General features: G+C 37.7%; 18 protein-coding genes and 2 tRNA genes. 9 read left to right on the plus strand and 11 right to left on the minus strand.

Features of this window, described 5'->3' with window-relative positions; genetic code table 11:
• The first annotated feature begins 130 nt into the window (after window positions 1-130).
• The 5 genes from Rain11_RS07430 to Rain11_RS07450 all read left to right on the plus strand — a co-directional run bounded on the left by Rain11_RS07430 (window position 131) and on the right by Rain11_RS07450 (window position 4,656).
• Complete coding sequence (locus Rain11_RS07430; RefSeq protein ID WP_262502168.1) at window positions 131-799, plus strand: peptidase domain-containing ABC transporter; 669 nt, start codon at window positions 131-133, stop codon at window positions 797-799.
• Between the two features lie 77 nt (window positions 800-876).
• Window positions 877-3,252, plus strand: a complete 2,376-nt coding sequence (locus tag Rain11_RS07435) for an outer membrane beta-barrel protein (RefSeq protein ID WP_101358726.1) — start codon at window positions 877-879, stop codon at window positions 3,250-3,252.
• Window positions 3,253-3,437: 185 nt separating this feature from the next.
• Entirely contained in the window at window positions 3,438-4,433 is a 996-nt protein-coding gene (gene gap, locus Rain11_RS07440; RefSeq protein ID WP_101358727.1) for a type I glyceraldehyde-3-phosphate dehydrogenase, read from the plus strand.
• Window positions 4,434-4,499: 66 nt separating this feature from the next.
• A tRNA-Arg gene (locus Rain11_RS07445) sits at window positions 4,500-4,573 on the plus strand.
• Between the two features lie 9 nt (window positions 4,574-4,582).
• Window positions 4,583-4,656: transfer RNA gene (locus tag Rain11_RS07450), tRNA-Met, on the plus strand.
• A 40-nt stretch (window positions 4,657-4,696) separates the two neighbouring features.
• Here Rain11_RS07450 and Rain11_RS07455 read toward each other — a convergent pair.
• The 3 genes from Rain11_RS07455 to gatA all read right to left on the minus strand — a co-directional run bounded on the left by Rain11_RS07455 (window position 4,697) and on the right by gatA (window position 9,869).
• Complete coding sequence (locus tag Rain11_RS07455; RefSeq protein WP_101358728.1) at window positions 4,697-6,730, minus strand: GAF domain-containing SpoIIE family protein phosphatase; 2,034 nt, start codon at window positions 6,728-6,730, stop codon at window positions 4,697-4,699.
• A 114-nt stretch (window positions 6,731-6,844) separates the two neighbouring features.
• Window positions 6,845-8,335: an FHA domain-containing protein gene (locus Rain11_RS07460; protein ID WP_101358729.1), complete on the minus strand. Its 1,491-nt coding sequence runs from the start codon at window positions 8,333-8,335 to the stop codon at window positions 6,845-6,847.
• 58 nt (window positions 8,336-8,393) lie between these two features.
• Window positions 8,394-9,869 (minus strand): Asp-tRNA(Asn)/Glu-tRNA(Gln) amidotransferase subunit GatA, encoded by a 1,476-nt coding sequence (gatA, locus tag Rain11_RS07465; protein ID WP_243390560.1) that lies wholly within the window; start codon window positions 9,867-9,869, stop codon window positions 8,394-8,396.
• An 87-nt stretch (window positions 9,870-9,956) separates the two neighbouring features.
• Between gatA and lptE the strand changes: the two genes are divergently transcribed.
• Genes lptE through secG form a run of 3 tightly spaced genes read left to right on the plus strand, consistent with a single transcriptional unit; the run spans window position 9,957 to window position 11,825 of the window.
• Window positions 9,957-10,451 carry an LPS assembly lipoprotein LptE gene (lptE, locus tag Rain11_RS07470; RefSeq protein ID WP_101358730.1) on the plus strand — a complete coding sequence of 165 codons (495 nt, stop codon included), beginning with the start codon at window positions 9,957-9,959 and terminating at the stop codon, window positions 10,449-10,451.
• A gap of 48 nt (window positions 10,452-10,499) precedes the next feature.
• The gene (locus Rain11_RS07475) at window positions 10,500-11,591 is read left to right on the plus strand and encodes a tetratricopeptide repeat protein (protein ID WP_101358731.1); all 1,092 of its coding nucleotides are present in this window, start codon (window positions 10,500-10,502) and stop codon (window positions 11,589-11,591) included.
• Window positions 11,592-11,603: 12 nt separating this feature from the next.
• Window positions 11,604-11,825, plus strand: a complete 222-nt coding sequence (secG, locus tag Rain11_RS07480; RefSeq protein WP_101358732.1) for a preprotein translocase subunit SecG — start codon at window positions 11,604-11,606, stop codon at window positions 11,823-11,825.
• A 64-nt stretch (window positions 11,826-11,889) separates the two neighbouring features.
• Here the strand turns inward: secG and Rain11_RS07485 are convergent, their stop codons facing one another.
• The 8 genes from Rain11_RS07485 to Rain11_RS07520 form a co-directional block, all read right to left on the minus strand.
• The gene (locus tag Rain11_RS07485) at window positions 11,890-12,591 is read right to left on the minus strand and encodes a 16S rRNA (uracil(1498)-N(3))-methyltransferase (RefSeq protein ID WP_101358778.1); all 702 of its coding nucleotides are present in this window, start codon (window positions 12,589-12,591) and stop codon (window positions 11,890-11,892) included.
• 65 nt (window positions 12,592-12,656) lie between these two features.
• Window positions 12,657-14,396: an ABC transporter substrate-binding protein gene (locus Rain11_RS07490; RefSeq protein WP_101358779.1), complete on the minus strand. Its 1,740-nt coding sequence runs from the start codon at window positions 14,394-14,396 to the stop codon at window positions 12,657-12,659.
• Between the two features lie 83 nt (window positions 14,397-14,479).
• Window positions 14,480-15,736: an exo-beta-N-acetylmuramidase NamZ family protein gene (locus Rain11_RS07495; protein WP_243390561.1), complete on the minus strand. Its 1,257-nt coding sequence runs from the start codon at window positions 15,734-15,736 to the stop codon at window positions 14,480-14,482.
• A gap of 84 nt (window positions 15,737-15,820) precedes the next feature.
• Window positions 15,821-16,681 (minus strand): energy transducer TonB, encoded by an 861-nt coding sequence (locus tag Rain11_RS07500; protein ID WP_101358734.1) that lies wholly within the window; start codon window positions 16,679-16,681, stop codon window positions 15,821-15,823.
• Between the two features lie 29 nt (window positions 16,682-16,710).
• Complete coding sequence (locus tag Rain11_RS07505) at window positions 16,711-17,262, minus strand: ExbD/TolR family protein (RefSeq protein WP_101358735.1); 552 nt, start codon at window positions 17,260-17,262, stop codon at window positions 16,711-16,713.
• A gap of 18 nt (window positions 17,263-17,280) precedes the next feature.
• Window positions 17,281-18,051, minus strand: a complete 771-nt coding sequence (locus Rain11_RS07510; protein ID WP_101358736.1) for an ExbD/TolR family protein — start codon at window positions 18,049-18,051, stop codon at window positions 17,281-17,283.
• Between the two features lie 72 nt (window positions 18,052-18,123).
• A complete protein-coding gene (locus tag Rain11_RS07515) occupies window positions 18,124-18,930 on the minus strand; it encodes a MotA/TolQ/ExbB proton channel family protein (protein WP_101358737.1) in 807 nt (268 codons plus the stop codon).
• Window positions 18,931-19,131: 201 nt separating this feature from the next.
• On the minus strand, window positions 19,132-19,893 hold the full coding sequence (locus tag Rain11_RS07520) for a patatin-like phospholipase family protein (protein ID WP_133121535.1): 762 nt from the start codon (window positions 19,891-19,893) through the stop codon (window positions 19,132-19,134).
• Between the two features lie 55 nt (window positions 19,894-19,948).
• Here Rain11_RS07520 and Rain11_RS07525 point away from each other — a divergent pair, with 55 nt between their 5' ends.
• On the plus strand, window positions 19,949-21,379 hold the full coding sequence (locus Rain11_RS07525) for a DASH family cryptochrome (protein WP_101358739.1): 1,431 nt from the start codon (window positions 19,949-19,951) through the stop codon (window positions 21,377-21,379).
• Window positions 21,380-21,381: the final 2 nt, after the last annotated feature.

Below are 21,381 nucleotides of genomic sequence, written 5' to 3' on the forward strand. Positions count from 1 at the left end.
CAATTTGTGGTCTGGAATTATTGCCTACAAATTCCTAGATAAAAAGCCCACTATTAGAGATTTTCAAGAAAAAAATCTACTTACAAATTTTGAACTTTTTCAAGATATTGCCGCTTAACTCACGTAAAATATTAACTTTTCGTTCAAAAAAGGGGAGAAAATAGCTATTGTTGGAGCCAGTGGAAGCGGTAAAACAACCTTAATGCGACTGCTTTTAGGTTATTATGAACCTACGACAGGCGAGATTTTACTAAACGGCAAACCCCTTAAAAGTTACGATATAGAGGCTTGGCGAGCTATGTGTGGAGTGGTATTACAAGATGGAAGCCTTTTTAGTGGCACTGTTGCCGAAAATATTGCTTTCAGAACAACGCATCTTGATTGGCAAAGAATAGAAGATGTATGCCGAATGGTCTGTTTGCACGAAGATATTATGAGAATGCCTATGAAATACCAAACCAAAATAGGTAATGTAGGTATGAATTTGAGTGGAGGACAACAACAAAGAGTACTGATTGCAAGAGCCTTATATCATAATCCTGAAATTTTGTTTTTTGATGAAGCTACATCAGCTTTAGACGCTGCTACGGAAAGAGCTATCATAGAAAATCTCTCTGAATACTTGCAAAATAAAACTGCTTTTATCATTGCTCACCGATTAAGTACAGTTCGCAATGCTGATAAAATCATTGTACTTGATAAGGGTAGAATTGCAGAGGCTGGTTCTCACGAAACACTCGTTGAGCAAAAGGGACTTTATTATTTCCTTGTGAGCAATCAGTTAGAATTAGGAGTTTAAAAAATTTTCCCGTGCAACCTTTGGAATATTTTTTACATCTTTTACACAAAACGTAGAACTTAAAACTTCAAAAATTTATGAAAAAAGTAATTTTTACATTAACCACTTGTTTATTTTTTAATCTAACCTTTGGGCAACTCAAACTGAAAGGTAAAATTCAAGATGAAAAAGAGCCTCTGCCTTTTGTTTCCATTTTGCTGACTGATTCTGCCTCTGTACAACTTACAACACTATCAGATAGTTTAGGCAGGTTTAGCTTTCAATTACCCAAAGCTGGAAAATATCATCTTTTAGTAGATTACATTAGTTACGAGAAATTTGAGAAAACTTTGGAAATAAGCGAAGACCAAGAAATACAAGTACAACTTGCCCCCGCTAAAATAGAGGAAGTAGTAGTAGTAGGGCAACGCCCTCAAATTCAGCGAAAAGTAGATGGAGTAGTGTTGCGTTGGGCTAACCCTGCAATGCTCAAAGGGCTAACTATGCAAGATGCTCTTCGTCGCTTGCCAATGATGATACGAAGTAAAAACGGCTTACCCGAAGTGGTAATGAAAAATAGAACGGTGTATTATTTTAACGGAAAACGTTCTTTTTTAAGTAATGAGCAAATTCAACAACTATTAGAGAGTTTGCCTGCCGAAGAAATTGAAAGTATAGAAGTTATTACTAACCCCGGTGCCGAATACGATGAGCAAGGGAATGTAGCAGTAGTTAAGATTTTTTTGAAAAGAGGCAGTTTGTTTTCAAAAATCTATTTAGAAGCCTCTTCCCGCCAAAATACCTTCAACTCACAGGCGGCTAATTTTACTTGGGTAAAACAAAGCAAATGGAATACGAATTTGAATGTTTCTGCTAAACGCAGTGCTTACCGAAACATTACAAATACGGAATTCTATGAAAACGACAAATCATCTGCTATGCTGAACTACCAAAATATGGATTTTAGAGGCAAACTTTCGGCTAATGGAAATTATATTGCTTCTCGTCAGTTACCTAAAAACCAAGAAATAGAAATTCAGGCATCGGCAAATATTTCCTCTACACGTGTAGAGCCTGTTATAGAAAGAAGTGATGTATTTTATCAGACTTGGACAGGCTCGGCTTGGCAAACTATCTCACAAGGGGTACAAGAAAATATAAAAGAAGGTCAGAGTTCGCTCCAAAATTTAGGTGTTTTTTACAAAAAAGGATATTCCAAAGGATTTTTATCTACAAATTTGGTCCTGAGCAACTTTCTTAGTGAAGATTTTGCCACACTTATCTATACAAGTGATATTTCCTACGACAATCGCACGCAAAACGTAAAACAAGGCATTCAATCAGCGTATTTACGTACCGATTATACTACTATGCTCAAAAACAGCCAATTAGCTTTTGGGTTTTACGGAGCATATACACTCAATCAGACCGATACCAAATGGCAAAATCTTGTAGGAGGTACTTATGTAACTGACCCAAATAATACTTTTCGTTACAATTATGATGAGCAGTATATCACGCCTTTTGTGAGTTGGAGCAAGCAGTGGTCGCCTCAATGGCAGAGCAAAATTGGCATTAAGTTAGAAAATACGTTCAACCGAGGCAAAATTGATGATGAACCAAAATTTACAAATACTTACATCAATCCTTTGCCCGATGTAAGCCTTATGTATCTTAAAAGTGAAAGACATATTTGGAATTTTGCCAGTAGAGGTTATGTTGTTCGCCCTGACTTTTGGCAACTTAATCCCTATCGTTTCTACATTTCACCAAATTTTTACGTAGAAAATAATCCCTTTTTGCAACCAAGTTATATTGTAGAAAACACTTTGACATATACTTTCAATCAAAAACTTACTTTGGCAGCACAGTGGCGTCATCAGACGCGTAGAGAGTCGCAAATCAATCTTCAAGATGGTACTAACAATATCGTAACTCGCTTAAACGTAGCTGATGAAAATCTATACACAGGGGCGTTAAATTACGGGGAAGTCTTTTGGAAGCAACGTTGGCAGATGAATTTAGGGCTTTCAGGAACTTGGGTAGAATATCTACCTTACGCTCAATTTGCTGATATTTTTTACCGCACAAACTTTTTCTTTGGAAGTGCAAACCTTGATAACACTTTATTGCTCTTGCAAAATCAAAAATCTACACTCAATTTGAATTTTGGCATTTATGCTTCTACAAGTGGTTACGATGCTAATATGTTCATTAAACCTATCTATAACTTGTATGCTAATTTAACTTATACTATCAAAGATTGGACAATTTCATTGGAAACCGATGACTTAACTCGTAGAATGGTTATGCGAGGCGTTGGTCTAATGAACTCACGTATTTTCTTACTAAATACTTACGGCGATGACCGAATGGTACGCCTGCGAGTACGATACGTATTGGGTAGCAAAGTGGTTCGCAAACAAGATAGCAATATAGAAAAAGGCGATATTGATAGACGAATAAACAAATAAAGAAGCTATCACTGATGTAATCTTTGTAATAAAAAGCAGGTGATAACATCACTTTAAGCGGTGTTATCACTTTTTGTTTTTGCTGATGCATTAGTTTTTTTGCAAAATAGGTTTTTTGCAAATCAATTTTTTAGTAATATTGCGGGCAATTTTTCAGATGTTCCACATTTTAAGCTATTACGAAAATGTCAAAAATAAAAGTTGCTATCAATGGCTTTGGACGTATTGGCAGGCTTTCGTTCAGGGCAATGCTCAAAAAAGCAAATTTGGAAGTAGTTGCTATCAACGACCTGACCGATACTAAAACCTTGGCTCATTTACTCAAATACGACTCGGTACACGGAAAATTCGCAGGCGAAGTAGGCTATGATGCTGAAAACTTGATTATCAATGGACAAAAAATTCGCGTTTATGCCGAAAAAGACCCTAAAAATTTGCCCTGGGCAAGTTTAGGTGTAGAAGTCGTTTTAGAATCCACAGGCAGATTTACCGATGAAGCAGGTGCAGGCGGACACCTCACAGCAGGTGCTAAAAAAGTAATTATTTCTGCTCCTGCCACAGGCAATATTCCTACGGTAGTTTTGGGCGTAAATGACCATATCCTGACAGGCAAGGAAACTATTATTTCTAATGCCTCTTGCACTACTAACTGCCTTGCCCCTATGGCAAAGGTGCTTGATGACGTGTTTGGTATTGAGTCGGGCTATATTACTACCATTCACGCCTACACCGCTGACCAGAACTTACAAGATGCTCCTCACAAAGATTTACGCAGAGCTCGTGCTGCCGCTTATTCTATTGTACCTACTTCCACAGGTGCCGCCAAAGCGGTTGGTTTGGTATTGCCTCATTTGAAAGGCAAACTTGATGGCGTTGCTATGCGTGTGCCTATTCCTGATGGTTCGCTGACTGACCTAGTAGCTGTACTCAAAAAGCCTGCTACGATTGCCGAAATCAATCAAGCTATGAAGCAAGCCGCCGAAACAAGCCTAAAAGGCATTTTGGCTTATACCGATGAACCCATTGTTTCTATTGATATTGTAGGCGATACCCACTCTTGTATTTTTGATGCCCAAATGACTGCCGTAATGGGTAATTTAGTAAAAGTCGTGGGCTGGTACGATAACGAAGCGGGTTATTCGCACCGAATAGCTGATTTGATTGAAAAAGTTGGCAAATAATTTGCTATTTTGCGATAAAACATTTACCTTTGCACCCACTTAAAAAGCTACTCAGAGTAGCTTGATGGTTCCGTAGCTCAACTGGATAGAGCAACTGCCTTCTAAGCAGTAGGTTACAGGTTCGATTCCTGTCGGAATCACAATCTCTTGGCGAGGTAGCTCAGGTGGTTAGAGCGTCGGATTCATAACCCGAAGGTCAGGGGTTCAATTCCCCTCCTCGCTACAAAACCTCTTAAACATAAGGTTTAAGAGGTTTTTCGTTTTTACACAAAACGCATAATCACGCAAGTATAGTCATCGTAAGGGGGCAAGCCTTGTGAAAATTCTCTTACGCTTTCAATAAGACGGGTTTGCAATACATCTATGGGCAGGTGAATATTTTGGGCGAAAAAATCTTTCAAACGCTCATAACCATACTCCTCCTCTTGTGGATTTTTAGCTTCGCTAATGCCGTCTGTGTAAAGAAAGATAATATCACCTGTATGATAAGACATTTGCGTAGTTGCAATAAATTTGGTATAGGCTTTGTTACGCATAATACCCAATCCCAATCCCTTATCTTGGATATAATCGGCGGTTTGGGTTTGTGCATTGTAATAAAGCGTAGGACAATGCCCTGCTCTCGCCATTGTAAGCGTTTTCTTTTCGGTATCTACCAAAAGCAAAGTAATGGTAATAAAAGATGTTTTTTCAAAACATTGAGAAACCGCTTGGTTGGCATAGAGTAAGAAATATTCAGGGGACATATCTAACTGTGCCAAACTCTGAAAAATGCCTTTCATTTGTGCCATATTAAAGGCGGCACTGGTGCCTTTGCCCGAAACATCACCAATCACAATATAGGCTCTGTTTGGCGAAACTTTGAAAATATCGTAATAATCTCCTCCTACTGATTTGGCTGATTCCGAAAAACCGAATATTTCAATGCTTTCGTGAAATTGTAAATTTTTAGGGAGCAGACTTTTTTGTACTTTTTCGGCAATGTCAAGTTCCTGCTGTAATTTTTCTTTTTCAATGACTTGCCCTAAAAGTTGATAATTTTCAATACTAATACTTGCCTGTTTCCCAAAGGTATCCAGCAAGTCTTGATGTTCGCTATTAAAGCCCTCTTCTTGTACTTTTAAGAGAATAATTTTACCCAAAACCTCTTTCTTTTTGTTGTAAAGCGTTTTTATCATTACCGAACCATAGCCCTGCATAGCTTCCTCTAAAAGCATTAAGTTATCAATTTGCTCATAATCAGAAATTTTATCTTTGAGAGCATTACGAACCAAGCGAGCATCGCTATATTCTATTGCTGATGCAATAATTTGATTATCTGCCTTTATTTCTAAAAAACCCGCATCAGCTTGGGTTACCTGTAAAGCATTCTGTAAAAGAGCTTGGTAAATATCCTGTTCCGAACTTCCTACTTGCAAAGATTGCGTAAGCTGTTGAAAAGCAAGAATTTCTTCAATTTTTTTCTTATACACCGAAGTTGTAGGGATATTGAATAATAGCACTAATATTGCCACAGTGGCGTAAATGAGCACAAAGGCGAGCAAACCTACCACATATACCGAAAAACCTATGTCATACAACATTATGCCTTTGTTGTAATAATAAAAAATGAGATAAGCAAAATAAGCCCCAAAAAGGCTAATCAAGACTAAAATGCCAATGTTACGCAATTTGGCAGGGGTGCTCAAATATGCAACCCAGTGCATATTTACACAAAATAGCAAAGAAATAGCCACTAAAATTCCCAAAGTAGCTAAGTAAGGCAAACTTTGAAAAGGGAAATCAAAAAAATTAAAAATCAGACTGGCAAAAAAGATGTAAATAAATGTATTCCAAACCCAAACTACATATTTAGGCGATTGTCGGAAAATAAGTATGCGAAAAATAAAAAAGCTATACGTCAGAAAATTGACTGCCAGTAGCATACTCCACAAATAAAAGCTATTCAATAAGGTGCTATTATCCCCCCAAAAATTACTCCTAAGAAATGTAATTACAATAAACCACAACAAAGACAAAGCTACACTTACAAAACCTACATAAAACACCTTGCCAATCAGTTCAGAAGTTTCTTTTTCCCTAAATTTATCAATGCGGTAGCGATAAAAGAAAAAAATGACAAGTAGCACAATATTTTCCAATACCCCTTTGAAATAAGCATCTATTTCTCCTACCCAAGTTTTGCTGCGAATGCTTAAAAACAGGTAAAAGGTGGTATTGAGCGTAATCAGTGCCGCCCAAGTAAAAAGGTTTGCCAAAAGAAAGGGATTTAAGCGAAACTTGAAAGTAGAAAGCATACTGGTTATATCAGATTTGCAAGCAAAGTTCGGAATAAATTTGGCTAAATAGAGTGCCAAAATAGTAAAAAGCAGAAGTCTATCTTGACTTCTGCCCTTTGCTTTTTTAGAATTTCAGACTTGAAATATCATCAAAGCCCCACCAAGTTGTATTTCATCACCATTTTTAAGTATATGCTTCTGCACACGATTGCCGTTGAGAATAACGCCGTTAGTGCTATTGTTATCGGCAATAAACCAATTTCCGCCCTCATTGGTCAGAATAGCGTGGCTACCCGAAACGGTCTGAATAGGTATCACAATATCGTTACCTTCTTTTCTGCCTATAGTCATTGTAGGTTTATGAAGCATAAAGGTTTGCCTGAAATTTTCGCCAACTACATTGAGTTTAGGTGTTCCGCCTCCGCCGCCAATCATTGTTTTCTTGGGGTCAAATTTTTCAGGTTCTTTGAGCGTAGTAGTAGATTGAGCAAAAAACTGCTGTTGTTGCTGTTGAAGGCGTTGTTGTTCCTGCTGAAAAAGTTGTTGTTGGCGTTCCATTTCTGCTTTGGCGGCACGTTCTTTTTCTTCTTGCTCTTTTTTGGCTTTTTGCTGTTTGTCATAAAGAAAGTACCCCCCAATTCCCAAAATCGCTACGGCAATACCAATGTAAAGTAAATTATTATTGGGTTTGCTTTCATTTTGAACTTTCTCGCCTTTTTGCTCCTGGGTAGGTTTGGTGATGTTAAGGGGCTGTTTTTGTCCCGCAATGCTAATTTCCAAAGCGTTCAAATCATCAGGATTGGGTAGCGTGAAGGAAATTTGATAAACCTGCTCCCCCGCAGAAGTAGAGTTTTCTGTTTTGAAAAACTCTTGCAAATTTTCTGTAATTTCCGAAGCACTGCTTACCAAGTTGCTTTTGGCAGATGTTTTATCAGCAAGTTTTTTCAGGTTGTCCAAAGCATAAGTAAAGCCTGTTTTATAGACCAAAGAAAATACTTGTACGTCACTCTGATTTGCCTTATCTATGCAATCATCTATACGAATAGGTGAATAGCTTTTATTTACCCCTGCGGTAAGCACCACAATTTGTTTTTGGGACGTGGTAGCAGTTTTCCCGACGTAGTCAATGGCATCGTAAATGGCTTTGTGTAAATCAGCTTGTTGCTGGGGGTCGGAAACAGGTTTTATTTTTTGTGATATTTCGTCTGTGATAGCTTGCTTGTTAGTGGTAAAATCCGCACTCAAATTATTTAGAATTTTGCTATCTGCATCAGCTTTCCAAAAGGAAGATACATTGAAAAAAGTACCTTCGGGGGCATTTTTGATAAAATCGCTTACACCCTTTTTGCAGTTATTTACCACAACATTTGCCGTAAAGCCCGAAGTTTCTATCAGAAAATATACGGATTTTGCACCTGTTGAAGTATTTTTTTCAGGCTCTTTCCATTGAAATGGAATTTCTTTACCTGCTTGTAGTATCTTTACATCTACCTGATTTAGTGGCTTTTCGCTTTTGATACTGATGCCAATATTTGGAAATGCACCATTATCAACGCTTATATTTTGAGCATTCAAACGGGCAAAAGCCAAAGTTGCAAGCAAAATAAAAATACATTTTTGCATATTTCACCAAGATTTTTTAGCAAACATATTGAAAAAAATCTTGGCTTGCAAAATATTTTTAGCAAGAATGCAAAGCAAGATATTTGCCAAAAGTTAATAATTTCTCCTCCTTAAAATGGTGTGCAAGAATTTGCAAACCCACAGGTAAGCCTTTTTTATCTACACCACAAGGAACAGCAAGCCCTGGAATACCTACTACATTGGCTTGCACCGTAAAAACATCTGCCAAAAACATCTGCAAGGGGTCTGATGCAAAGTTGCCAATTGGAAAAGCAGTGGTAGGAGCCGCAGGCATTAGCCAAAAATCAAATTTTTCAAAAATCTTATCAGTAGCCTCCTTAATAATTCTTCTCACTTTCTGAGCTTTGGTATAATAGGCATCATAGTAATTTGCACTCAATACAAAAGTGCCAAGCATAATGCGTCTTTGCACATCTTTGCCAAAACCTTCGGAACGTGTTTTTTTGTAAAGACTATCCAAGTCCTCTACTTTTTCGCTACGGAAACCATACCGAACTCCGTCATAACGGCTCAGATTTGAACTTGCTTCGGCGGTGGTGAGAATATAATAAGTGGGCAAAATGTATTCTAAAAGCGGAAAATCAATGGCTTCTACAATATGTCCTTCTTTTTGCAAAAAAGTAATTTTTTCTTGCATAGCCTTACGAATTTCGGGCTGTATGGCTTCACTTTCAAGGCTTTCGCGTAGGTAGGCAACTTTTACTTTTTCGTTCAATTGCAAATTTTGCGTATAAGCAGGCACGGGTGTATGCGAAGCAGTGCTATCGTAGTTATCTACGCCTGCGATTACTTCTAAAACCAAAGCCACATCATCAATGCTTTTACCAAAAATACCGATACAATCAAAAGAGGAAGCATAAGCTATCAATCCATAACGGGAAATACGCCCATAGGTAGGTTTTAAGCCATATACACCGCAAAAAGCGGCAGGTTGCCTTACCGAACCGCCTGTATCCGAACCCAAAGAAACTTGGCACATATTGGCTTGTACGGCTACTGCCGAAGCTCCTGATGAACCTCCGGGTACGTGGTTGGGATTTGCGGCGTTGCGAGTGATACCAAAGGCAGAATTTTCATTAGTAGAACCCATTGCAAACTCATCGCAGTTTTGCCTGCCTATGATAATTGCATCTTCGGCTAAAAGCCTTTCTACTACTGTTGCCGAAAATTGAGCAATAAAGCCATTCAATATTTTAGAGGAGGCTTGAAGCGGGTGATTAGCATAGCTGATAACATCTTTTAGCCCTACCACCAAACCTGCTAACTTGCCCGCTTTTCCTGCTTTAATTTTCTCATCTATGGTTTTAGCTTTTTCTTGGGCTTCTTGATTATAGACGCTCAAAAAAACATTAAGTTCGGTATTACGAGCCGTTATTTGCTCCAAATGAGCATTTACCAAATCTAAGCAAGAAATTTTACCTGCTTCTAAATCTTGACGAATTTCCGAATAGGTGCTATAATTTTTCAAGGCTGTTTGATTTTTACAACTCGCAAAAATAATGATAGCAAGCATAGTTTGCAAGCGTAAAGATTTTTTTTGATGAAACCCAAAGAATGATAACCTTGTTTTTGTAAATTTGAAAGATTTTTTGAGAAAACTATGAGAAAAAAAATTGGGCTTTACTTGTTATTTTTTAGCTTAATGGCTTGTAAAAATGTGTATTATACCCTTTCGGGTTCAGCGGCAAGTGGTACGATACAAGTGGTAAATTTCAATAATCTGAGCGGTGGAGGTCCGCCTTATTTGGCTCAAAAACTCACCGAAGACCTTAAAACCTACTATTTACAGAACTCACGCTTACGTATTAGCAATTCGGAGGCTGATTATGTTGTAGAAGGTGATATTGTGGAGTATCAAGTAGTACCTTTGGCACCGGGAGCTAATCAGCAGGCGGCACAAACGCGTATCAATATTGGCGTAAAAATTCGTTTTACCGACAACAAAAATCCCGATAATAATTTTGAGCAAAATTTTACTAATTACGCCGACTTTCCACAAACTACTACGCTCGCCCAAGCAGAAGCCCAGAAAATTCAAGAAATTTTTGATAAAATAATTTTTGATATTTTTCAAAAAACTGTTGCAAATTGGTGAAAAACTTGTAACTTTGTAAGTTAAAGATTTTTCAATTTCTACGCAATTATGGATAAACAAATACTTTTGGGTTTATTGCACCAACCTGAATTTTTGAAAGATAATTTATTGGAAGAATTGAACGAAATAATCCAAAAACACCCCTATTTTGCTATTCCTCATATTTTGCTTGCCAAAAATTTGCACGACCAAGCCAGCAGTCTTGCACCCCAAAAAATACGGCGTGCTTCTTTGTATGCTTACAATCGCTCTATCTTAAAAAAATTTATTATGGAAAAGCCTACTCGTATCAATGCAGAGGAGGAAAGCTTTATTTCTCCTGAAAGTATCTATCGCAATCCTTTTGGTGAAATACAAGAGGAATTAGATGCTTTTGATAAGAAAATGGAAACCATTACCCCCGAAGAATTGGATAAGGAGCTAGCCAGTATTACCGAATCTTACATTCCGCAAGAGTATAATTTAGAAAAAGAAAGTGAAAATAATACAAATACAGAACTGCACCTGACCGAAAACCAGAAAGAACAAAATTCTCTGATTGATGAATTTTTGAAATCTGACTTTTTTACATCTACCCCCACCACCAACCTTGAAGAAAGCTCTACTGAAACAGATAGCGAAGAGTATGCTATTGCACTTTTTGAAAAAGGCGATATTCAGGGAGCAATAGCCGTTTATGAGCGTTTGAAATTGCAAAACCCTGATAAAGAAAGTTACTATCAAAGTCAAATCAATATTTTTTCAATGTCGTTTGATGATATAGTAACTAATGAAGTTTTATCCACCACACCTGAAACCACCGATGTAGATTTACAAATTAATACTGATAGCCTTTTGCAAGAAATTTTAAATACTCCCAAAGCAGAAAAATCCACACCCTCTACTTCAGAAAAATTTTCTGAAGATTTCCAAGCTACTGAAATAGAAAACTCTACAAGCCAACCCGAAACATCTTCGCAAACTACCGATAATTCTTTTGCTGATGTACTTTCTGATGATGAAGTAAGCGAAGCAAAAGCCATTGCCTACTTCAACGAGGGCAATGTAGCCAAAGCTATTGAAATTTATCGTAAATTAATGTTGCAAATTCCCGAAAAAAAGGCTTACTTTGCGTCCCAAATTGAAATTTTAGAAAGTTAAAATCTTTGTGTTATGTTAGGATTTATTATTGGCTTGATGATGCTGATTTCAGTGCTACTGATTATTGTGATTTTACCACAGCAAAGTGCTAAAAGTGGCGGAGGCATTGGTGCAGCGGCAGGAGCCAGCCAAATGTTGGGCGTTCAGAAAACTACCGACTTGATGGAGAAACTTACTTGGGGCTTAATGATAGCCATTTTTGTCCTTGCACTCATTACTAACTTCTTCAAGTAGTTTTAGCTCATTAGCCTCAAAAGGCTTCACTTGAATTGAAGCCTTTTGTTTTTTTGGGAGTAGTTCAAATAAAATTTTGGCAGGCTACTATCGTACAAGCCACTATGCCCGCAGTTTCGGTACGAAGCACGGTCTTTCCTAAAGAAATCTCCTCAAAGCCTTTTTCCTTAGCCAAATTTATCTCCTTTTCGCTAAAATCCCCTTCTGCCCCAATGAGCAGTAAGTATTTTCCTTTGCTTCGCAAAGTTTGAGTAAGCAAAGTATTGCTACCCACATAAGCAATCCATTTTTGCGAATATCCTTCAAAATCTTTTGCTAAAAATTGCGAAAATTTCTGCATAGGATTGAGCAAAGGCAAATAGGCTTGTTTAGACTGCTTGATTGCCTGCAAAGCAACTTTTTGCAAGCGTTCCAAGCGAATTTCTTTTCTTTCAGAACGATCGCATTGCAAAAAGCTAATCTCATCAATGCCTATTTCGGTAGCTTTTTCTACAAACCACTCCATTCGCTCAATATTTTTGGTAGGAGCAATGGCTATATGCAAATAGTAAGGTTTTGCTTCTTGCCTCTGAATTTCCAAGATTTCAAGAAGGCAGTTTTTGGGCTTATTGGCAAGGATTTTAGCTTGAGCGAAGTGTCCTTTGCCATCGGTAATACTAATTACTTCACCAACATTTTTTCTAAGTACCTGCAAACAATGAATAGCCTCTTCTTCGGGTAAAATTGTTTGAGGAAGTTGAAAATTAGGACAATAAAATAACTGCATTTTGAAGGAAAAAGGTATAAACACACTACCACCTTCGCCTTTTAGGCAGGTAGTAGTGTATCATATTATTTCGTTTTTGAAAAGTAGGTTTTTGAAAAATCCCAATACTGCATAGCATTGATAGGGCAATCTTTCAGATTAAGTTTGCGTAATCTGTAAATTTCATCATACCACAAAACAAGTATAGGGGCTTCATTCATCAAAATTTGTTCGGCTTGGCGGAAATACTCATATGCCTCTTCCATACTATTCGCTTGTAAGCCTTTTTCGTAATACTCATCATATTTCACATTTCGGAAGCGGGGCATATTAGGATAAGACTTCTCCTCGAAAGAGTTAGGAACTTTTTTACCCCAAAAGAGCCACAGAAAATTTTCAGGGCTTGGGTAATCAGCATAATATGCCATACGCATAAACTCAAACTCTCCTTTTAATCCTCTTTCTACTAGTTGGGCAAGAGTTTGCTGTTGGATAGTAATTTCTACTCCCAAATTATCTTTGAGTTGGCGTGCCACAGCTTGGGCAACATTGATATGTCTATCACCTTCAGGAGAAATATGCAAAGTAATTGCAGGCAATTTGCTACCATCAGCATAACCAGCTTTTTTCAAGTAAAAAAGAGCCGAATCTACATTAAACTCGTATCCACGAATTTTTTCAATATCATAATTTTTCAGAGCAGGAGGTACAACTCCTTTTTCGCCGGGTGCTTCGCCTTCGCCATTAAGCACTGCCTCAAGAATTTCTTGCCGATTGATAGCAAAAGAGAAGGCTTTACGTAAATTTACATCTTTGAAAAGCCCTTTCTGGGTCATAAATACCATATACTGCGTAGTCATTTCAGGCACACGCTCCAACTCAAATTTTCTGTTTGCAGTATCTTTATTTTTAGATAATATCTCTATGATTTCTTCTGTGGGCAAACGAGAAACCATATCCAAGCCCCCTTTTTCAAACTCTAAAAGTTCTGTTTTCTTTTCTTTGATGAAAGAAATACGCACTCCGTCTAAGAAAGGCAGTTGGTTACCGTGTTCATCTTTACGATAATAATTAGGATTTTTTTTCAAAATAATCAAAGCTCCCTCATCAACTTTGGAAACCATAAAAGCCCCTGTACCTACCGCCTTGATACGCATTTCATCTTTATACTTTTCTACCGCCTCTTTGGGATAAATAAAAGCAAAAGGGCGAGCTAAATTAGTAGTAAAAAGCGTGTAAGGACGAGTAAGTGTTAAACGTATCGTATATTTATCAACCACCTGAATACCCTCAATTTCCTTGGCTGGTTTTTTGCCTTCGGCAGAGGCTTGGTAATACTCATCTGCTCCTTTTAGCAAACCTTCAAAAATGGTAAAACCTTGATTTTTCTTATCTTGCGTACAAATACGTGTAAAGCAATACTTCACATCTTCGGCAGTTACTTCTCTACCTTTGCCTTCGGGAAAGCAATCGGCATCGTGAAATTTTACCCCCTGACGGAGTTTTATGGTATAAATGGTTTTTGTTTCATCAATATCAACACTTTCAGCAAGAGCAGGCTCAGGGGTAAGGTCGTTGGGGTTAAATTTGAACAAACCTTCATAAACAAGCGTAGCAACTCTGTAAGAATAAACATCAACAATCTCCAAAGGATATAAACTTCTAATATACTCCGTTTGATTAACCTTCAAGATACCTCCATACATTTTACCACCTTTAGCTTCTTTCAGGCTAGCAGATTCGGTATCGGAGTTTGTTTTACAAGACCACAATAAAGCACAGAAAGCCCCAATTAAAATACGAGTGTTAATACCTCTTGCTTGCATATTCAAAAAGGTTGCATTTGGAAGGCTAAATTACAAATTTTTTCAAAAAAACTAATTTTTTGCTCAAAAAGTTTTCTACAAACTTACTCATAAAGTAAGTATTTTTTACGCATTTGAAGGTAGTTTTGTAAGTCTTTTTGCCAAGTAGTTACTATTTCAGCTTCGCTCATACCCTTGCGTATTTGCTCTTTGAGCAAACTATTGCCTGCTAATTTATCAAAAAAAGCATTGAAAAACTTATCTTTTTCAGGAAATTTTTGGTAAAAATCAATGAGTGGCTGAATCGTAAAGTTTGGAGCTTGTAGATAAACTTTTCTGTAATCTACACCATAGCAAAGTTGATTTTCGTATAAAGGATTTTTTGCCATACCCGGCTTACTTACAGGCGTAAAAGTGAAATCCCCCACCCTTTTATCAGGATAACCTACTACTTGAAAAGGAAAATCTGTACCCCTACCTACGCTCAAAGATGTACCTTCAAAAAAACATAAAGAAGGATATAGCCGCACCGCAAAATAATTAGGTAAATTAGGCGAAGGTTTTACAGGCAATTCATAGCGAGTTTGGTGTGTATAATTTTGAAGCGGGACAACTCTTAATTTACATTGCAAGCCATTTTTGAGCCACTTTTCGCCGTTAATCATCTGAGCCAGTTCCCCTACCGTAAGCCCGTGTACTACGGGTATAGGATGCATACCTATAAAACTTTCAAAGCCTTTTTGCAAAACAGGACCCGCCACGTAATCTCCGTTAGGGTTTGGGCGGTCAAGAACGATAAACTCTTTGTTATTTTCGGCACAGGCTTCCATTACGTAATGCATTGTAGAAATATAGGTAAAAAACCTTACCCCTACATCTTGAATATCAAAAATGACAACATCAATATCTTTCAGCTGTTCGGCGGTAGGCTTTTTATTCTTGCCATATAAAGAAATAATCGGCAGTCCTGTTTGGGTATCTTTCTCATTTTGTACGGTTTCACCTGCGTCTGCATCGCCGCGAAAGCCGTGTTCGGGAGCAAAAACTTTCTGTATCTGCACATCTTTACTCAATAACACATCTACCAAATGTTTCCTTTCTACCAAAGCCGAATGATTAACCACTAAAGCCACTTTTTTATCCTGAATTTCAGGCAAGTACAATTCTAACTGCTCCGCTCCTACACGTATTTGAGCTTGCTGATTGTTGTTTATTTGATTCTGACTGATTTTGGCAGATTTGCTATTTTCTTGCTGTATAAGTTCTGGAGGTTTATTGGAGGTTTGCAGTGTGGAAACTTTCTTTTGGCAGAAAGTACAAAAAAATAGCATTCCTCCGAAGAATAAATGAGATTTTTTCATAAAAAAGCATTTTAGCAAATCTACAAACAAAAAAGAAACACCCCAAGCCGAGATGTTTCTTTTTTAGCAAATTGTTTGGGAAAATTATTTAGGCAAAGTAAATTTTACGGGAAGTGTTCTACGAACTTTTACATTTTTACCTTTGGCATCGGTAGCAGGCGACCAAGGGGTAGACATTTGTCTTAGAGCATCTAGTGCCGCATCGCCGCAACCATCGCCAATATCTTTTACTACTTTGGCATCAGTAATTCTACCGTCTTTATCAATCACGAAAGAAATGGTAACTGTTCCTTCTGTTCCCTTTCGAGTAGCCTGCGAAGGATATTTGATTTTTTCTTGCAATGCTTTTCTGAAAGCATTGATACCACCGGGATAATCGGCATTTTTTACTACTTCAAACTCATTATAGACTTTATTGGCATCTTCTTCACCTGTTCCTGCTTCTTTGAGGTCTTTACCCGGCTCTTCTACAACTTTTACTTCCTCAATTACATTGGAAGCGGCTTCACCCTGTTTGTTTTCGGATGCTACTGCAGACTCTTTTTGCTCTACTTCAACGTTTTCTACGAGCGGTTTTTGTTCTTTTACTTCCTCTTTAATTTCAATAACGGTGAATTTTACTTGATCAATTTCAGGTGGGGGCGGTACTTCAATCACTACTTCCGCTTTTTTCTGCTCTTCGGGTTCTTCGGGTTGAAGCAATTCCACAGGAACTTCTTGCTCTATTTCTTCCTCTGCTAATTGTTGTGCAACTACTTCCTCTTTAGGCTCCAAAAGACGCTTAATCGTGGGATAGCCAAAAACAAATATGCTGGCAATCATAACAAAAATAAGCACCCGCGTAACAATCCCCGAATATTTACTTCGGAGTACATACGCCCCATACTCTTGGTTTCTACCCTCAAAACCTTCGTGGGGCAAATAGCAAAAACTTTGTAAGTCCATAATTTTAAGAATTTGGGTTATAGTGTGAGCTAACGTTTTGCCTGCTTTTTGTACTCTTCTATGAGCTTGAGGTCATTGGGCTCAATATCCTGAATACCATAGCGAGAAACCCCCACAATCGCCATTTCATCAAGCACATCTACCATATTTTTGAAACGAGCATCATCTTTGAATTTAATTACCACAATCATCTGAGGGCAATCGCCTTTAGCTTTGATTTCTTTTTTCTTTTGTGTAAGAAAATCTCTAATTTTTTCAGAACTATACTCAATTTCTTGAAGCTGAGGAGTCTGCCCTTTAATTACCTGATACCAATATAGTTTGTTATCTTTGTCGCCAAGAATAATGATAGAGCAATCTCCTTTGGCTTGGTCGCGTTTTGCAGGGTCTTTTTCGGTTTTATCAGGCATAATGACCTGCATAATTTTCGGCGTATTGAAGGTGGTGGTAAGCATAAAAAAGGTAATGAGCAAAAAAGCCAAATCCACCATTGGCGTCATATCTACTTTGGTAGAAACTTTCTTGGGCCCTTTCTTTTTGCCGTCCTTACCACCACCTTGCGAGGTATCTATATCTGCCATAGTTTCACAAAGTTTAGGTTAGTTTTTCTTTTGTGTGGGTTGTTGGTTAGCGGCACCTGCGGGTGCTTCACGTAAGTTGGTTACCAAATGCACCTTATTTACCTTTCTTTCCTGTAGAACTTCTAAAACTCTCTTAATTACCTTGAACTGTGAGCGTTGGTCTCCAAAAATAACTATTTTGAGCATCTGTTTTTGCTCTTCTTCCCAAATTTTCTTTTCGGCTTCGCTTAATCCTTCTGGTGAGGGTTTGGTAATAATAGCTTTGGTTTTTTCATCAAATCCTTGCCTACGATTAAACGTTTCATTCTCATATACTTTGTTGGTGTAAAGAACCCATAAGCCGAGTTGGTTATTGGTTGTATCCATTGGAATACCTATTCTCACCCCTAATTTCTTGTAAGCATCATTGGAAAGAGCTTTGTTTTTAAGTACTTTGGGTAAATCTTGAATAGATACGCCAATATTTTGCCTACCTGCAAACTCTTTGTAATCTTCATCAGTAAGTTGGTTGGCAATTTTATAGTGGCGAGCTATGTTTCTTAAAATTTCCTCACGTTTATTAGCTTCTTTGATTTCAAAAAACACTCTTCCCGCGGTATCAACAATAATTTTAGCAACTTTGGGAGTTTCTTCTTTGTTTGATGACGATGAGGGAGCATCTACTTCCAAAGGCGTTTCAGGCTTGAATTGAGCCGTAAGAATGAAAAATGTAAGAAGTAAGAATGCCATATCACACATTGCCGTCATATCCAAAGAAGGATTTTTGCGGGGCGGTTTAATTTTTCCCATACTCTATGGTTTAATTTTGGATATAACAAAATAATATTTTACATTAGAAGTATAAAGCAAATTTTATGCCGATTAGTTTTTTACTTGGGCATTAAAATTCTGTAAAATACTATAACATACCTCTTCAATATTGTAGGTTAGCTCATCAATTTTGCTTGTAAAATAGTTGTAGGCAATAATAGCTAGGGCAGACGCACCAATACCTGTGGCTGTATTGATAAGAGCTTCTGAAATACCCACCGCAAGCTGAGCCGCCGCTGCTGCACCACCACCACTCATAGAAGAGAAAGCCTTAATCATACCAAGTACTGTACCCAAAAGACCAATCAGCGTGGAAACTGATGCAAGTGTAGCAATAACGGTTAGGTTTTTTTCAAGCATAGGTAGCTCGAGAGCAGTGGCATCTTCTTGTTCTTTGGTAATAGCGGCAATTTTTTGCTCTTTATCTTTGGTATTATCGGTAAGCATTTCTTTATATTTCTCTAATACAGATTTGATAACATTTCCGATAGAACCTTTTTGTTTGTCGCAAGCATCCATAGCTCCCTGAATATCATTTTCAGCAAGCAAACCTTTTACTTTGTACACAAAATTGGTGATAGAACCTGTACCCGATGCCGCAGAAATAGTTATCAGACGCTCAATAGAAAAAGTTACTACTACAAGCAAGCAAGTAATAAGGAAAGGCACTACTTCACCACCCAAGTAAATAGTTCCCCAAACATTTTTAGGGTGAGGGTGTCCGTCTTTCATTTCAAAATTAGCAGGATCTCCCAAAAACACACGGAAAAAGATTTGTGCGATAATGAAAAGCACCACAATCGCAAGACCTGCAAAAATGTTTTGGAATGTACTGGGTTTCTTTTTGATAGTACTCATAAAACAGTTTGGTTTAGGTTTTAGTAAAAATTCAGTGCAAAACTAATATTTTTTTGATTGTTGCAAAATGAAATTTCCGCAAATATGAAAAAATAAATAACTCACTGCACAAAAAAATACAAAAAAAATTTTTTCTTTGGCTAACTTTCCCAAAAACAAGTAAAAATTCGCTTTTAACTTCAAGTGTTTATTAAGCGAATATCATTTTTCCGTGAAAATTTGCTTTGCGTGCTGATAGCCCACCTCAAAAATTTCATCAGCTTTCTTAAAATCGCGAAAACGAAAATATTTCATCGCAGGGGGCTCAAACCAAATATCGGCTATGTGTTGGGCTTGCAAGGCAAATTTAGAAACTGCCGCTACAAACATTTGCTCAAAGGCTTGAACAAGACTTTTACTTCGGGCTTTCAGCGGAACATTGCAGTGAGAAATAATAAGTGTATCGCATTTCTCACGTATGATTTGAGCAGGTATATTATCCAAAATACCTCCATCAATGAGTTCGTAATTTTGCCAAATCACGGGGCGAGCCAAAGGCGGAATAGTAATACTTCCTATAAGTGGCTCAAGCAGTTGGTTTTCTGAAAAATAAATAGTTTGTATGCTGATAAGGTCGGTGCAAGCTATCCAAAAAGGCTTTTGCAAAGCACCAAAATCATTTTCAGGAAAATATTTTTCCAAAATCTTGCGAACTTTTTGATAGTTCAGCAGACCTTTACGAAAGTTGAGTTGCAACAGCGAAGTGAGCGTAAATTTTTTCAGAATTTCCAAAATCTGCTCAGCAGGATAGCCTTTTGCCCAAAAAGCTCCTACCAATGCCCCCATACTCGTTCCTGAAAGCACATCTACCTCTATTTTTTGTTCTTCCAGTACTTTGAGCAAACCCAAGTGAGCAAAGCCTCTTGCTCCCCCGCCTGAAAGGGTAAGTCCGATTTTCTTTTTCATAAATGCAAACAAAGCCAAAAACAAAAGGTTATGCAAATAAGATTTTTAAGACGAATCTTCATAACGTAACTTTATGAAAAAAATTTTAGTTTGGCTCCGCAATGATTTACGCCTGCACGATAATATACCCTTGCACGAGGCTATGCAGAAAGCCGAAAAAGTGTGGGTAGCCCATTGTATTGAGAGCCGCCTATTTGCCAAAAATCAGTTAGATATTCCCAAAACAGGGGCTTTCAGAGCAAAATTTTTGTTAGAAAGTTTATTGGATTTGCGTCTGCAACTTCGCAAACAAGGAAGTGATTTGATAATTCGTTTCGGAAAGCCTGAAACTGAAATAGCCAAAATGGCGGAAATTCTGCAAGTGGAGGGTATTTTTACATCAAAAGAAATTACACAAGAAGAACTTGCCACAGAAGAAGCTCTCGAAAAAAATATTAGCTCAAAAGGCATCAAAATTGAATATTTTTGGCAAGCTACCCTTTTTCACATCAACGATTTACCTTTTCCTGTTTGCAAGCTACCTGATGTTTTTACTGATTTCAGAAAAGCCGTAGAAAAATATGCAGAAATTCGTAAGCCCTTAGCCTTTACTTGCAAAAACATAGCTCCTTTGCCTGAAAATCTTTTTGCAGGAAACCTGCCAACGCTCAAAGAATTGGGTTTAGAGGAAAAAGCTACTTCACCCCAAGCCACTTTTACCTTCAAGGGTGGAGAGAGCGAAGCTCTCAAACGTCTGAACTACTACTTATGGGAAAGCGACTTGATAGCCTCGTACAAAAAAACACGCAACGAACTTTTAGGAAAAGATTATTCTTCTAAATTTTCGCCTTATTTGGCTTTTGGTTGCATTTCGCCAAGGCAAATTTGGCAAGAAGTCAAAAAGTATGAAAAAGAACGCATTGCTAACGAATCAACCTATTGGCTTATTTTTGAACTGCTTTGGCGAGATTTTTTCCGTTTCACCGCCAAAAAATATGGTAATCGTTTGTTTTACCCTTCAGGCTTTAAGGGAGAAAAGTTAGCTCTTTTGAAAAATAGTGAAACTTTTTGGAAATGGGCTAAAGGCGAAACAGGCATACCTTTCATTGATGCGAATATGCGAGAACTCAATGCGACAGGCTTTATGAGTAACCGAGGCAGACAAAACGTAGCAAGTTTTCTGGTAAAAGACTTGAAAACCCATTGGATTTGGGGAGCGATGTATTTTGAAAGTCTGCTCATAGATTACGATGTATGCAGTAATTGGGGCAATTGGCAATATGTAGCAGGTGTAGGTAACGACCCCCGCGAAAACCGCTATTTCAATATTATTTCGCAAGCAGAAAGATACGATAGCCAAGCCGAATTTATCAAGCATTGGCTACCTGCTCTGCAAAATGTGCCTGCTAAAAAAATAAATCATTTAGACGAACTTTCAGCAAAAGAATTAGCTGAGTATGGTGTAAAAATTGGTTCAAATTACCCCAAAAATATCATAAAATTGAAACAAACGCAAGCAAGTTAGGG

Source organism: Raineya orbicola (assembly GCF_002843425.1).
Classification (GTDB): domain Bacteria; phylum Bacteroidota; class Bacteroidia; order Cytophagales; family Thermonemataceae; genus Raineya; species Raineya orbicola.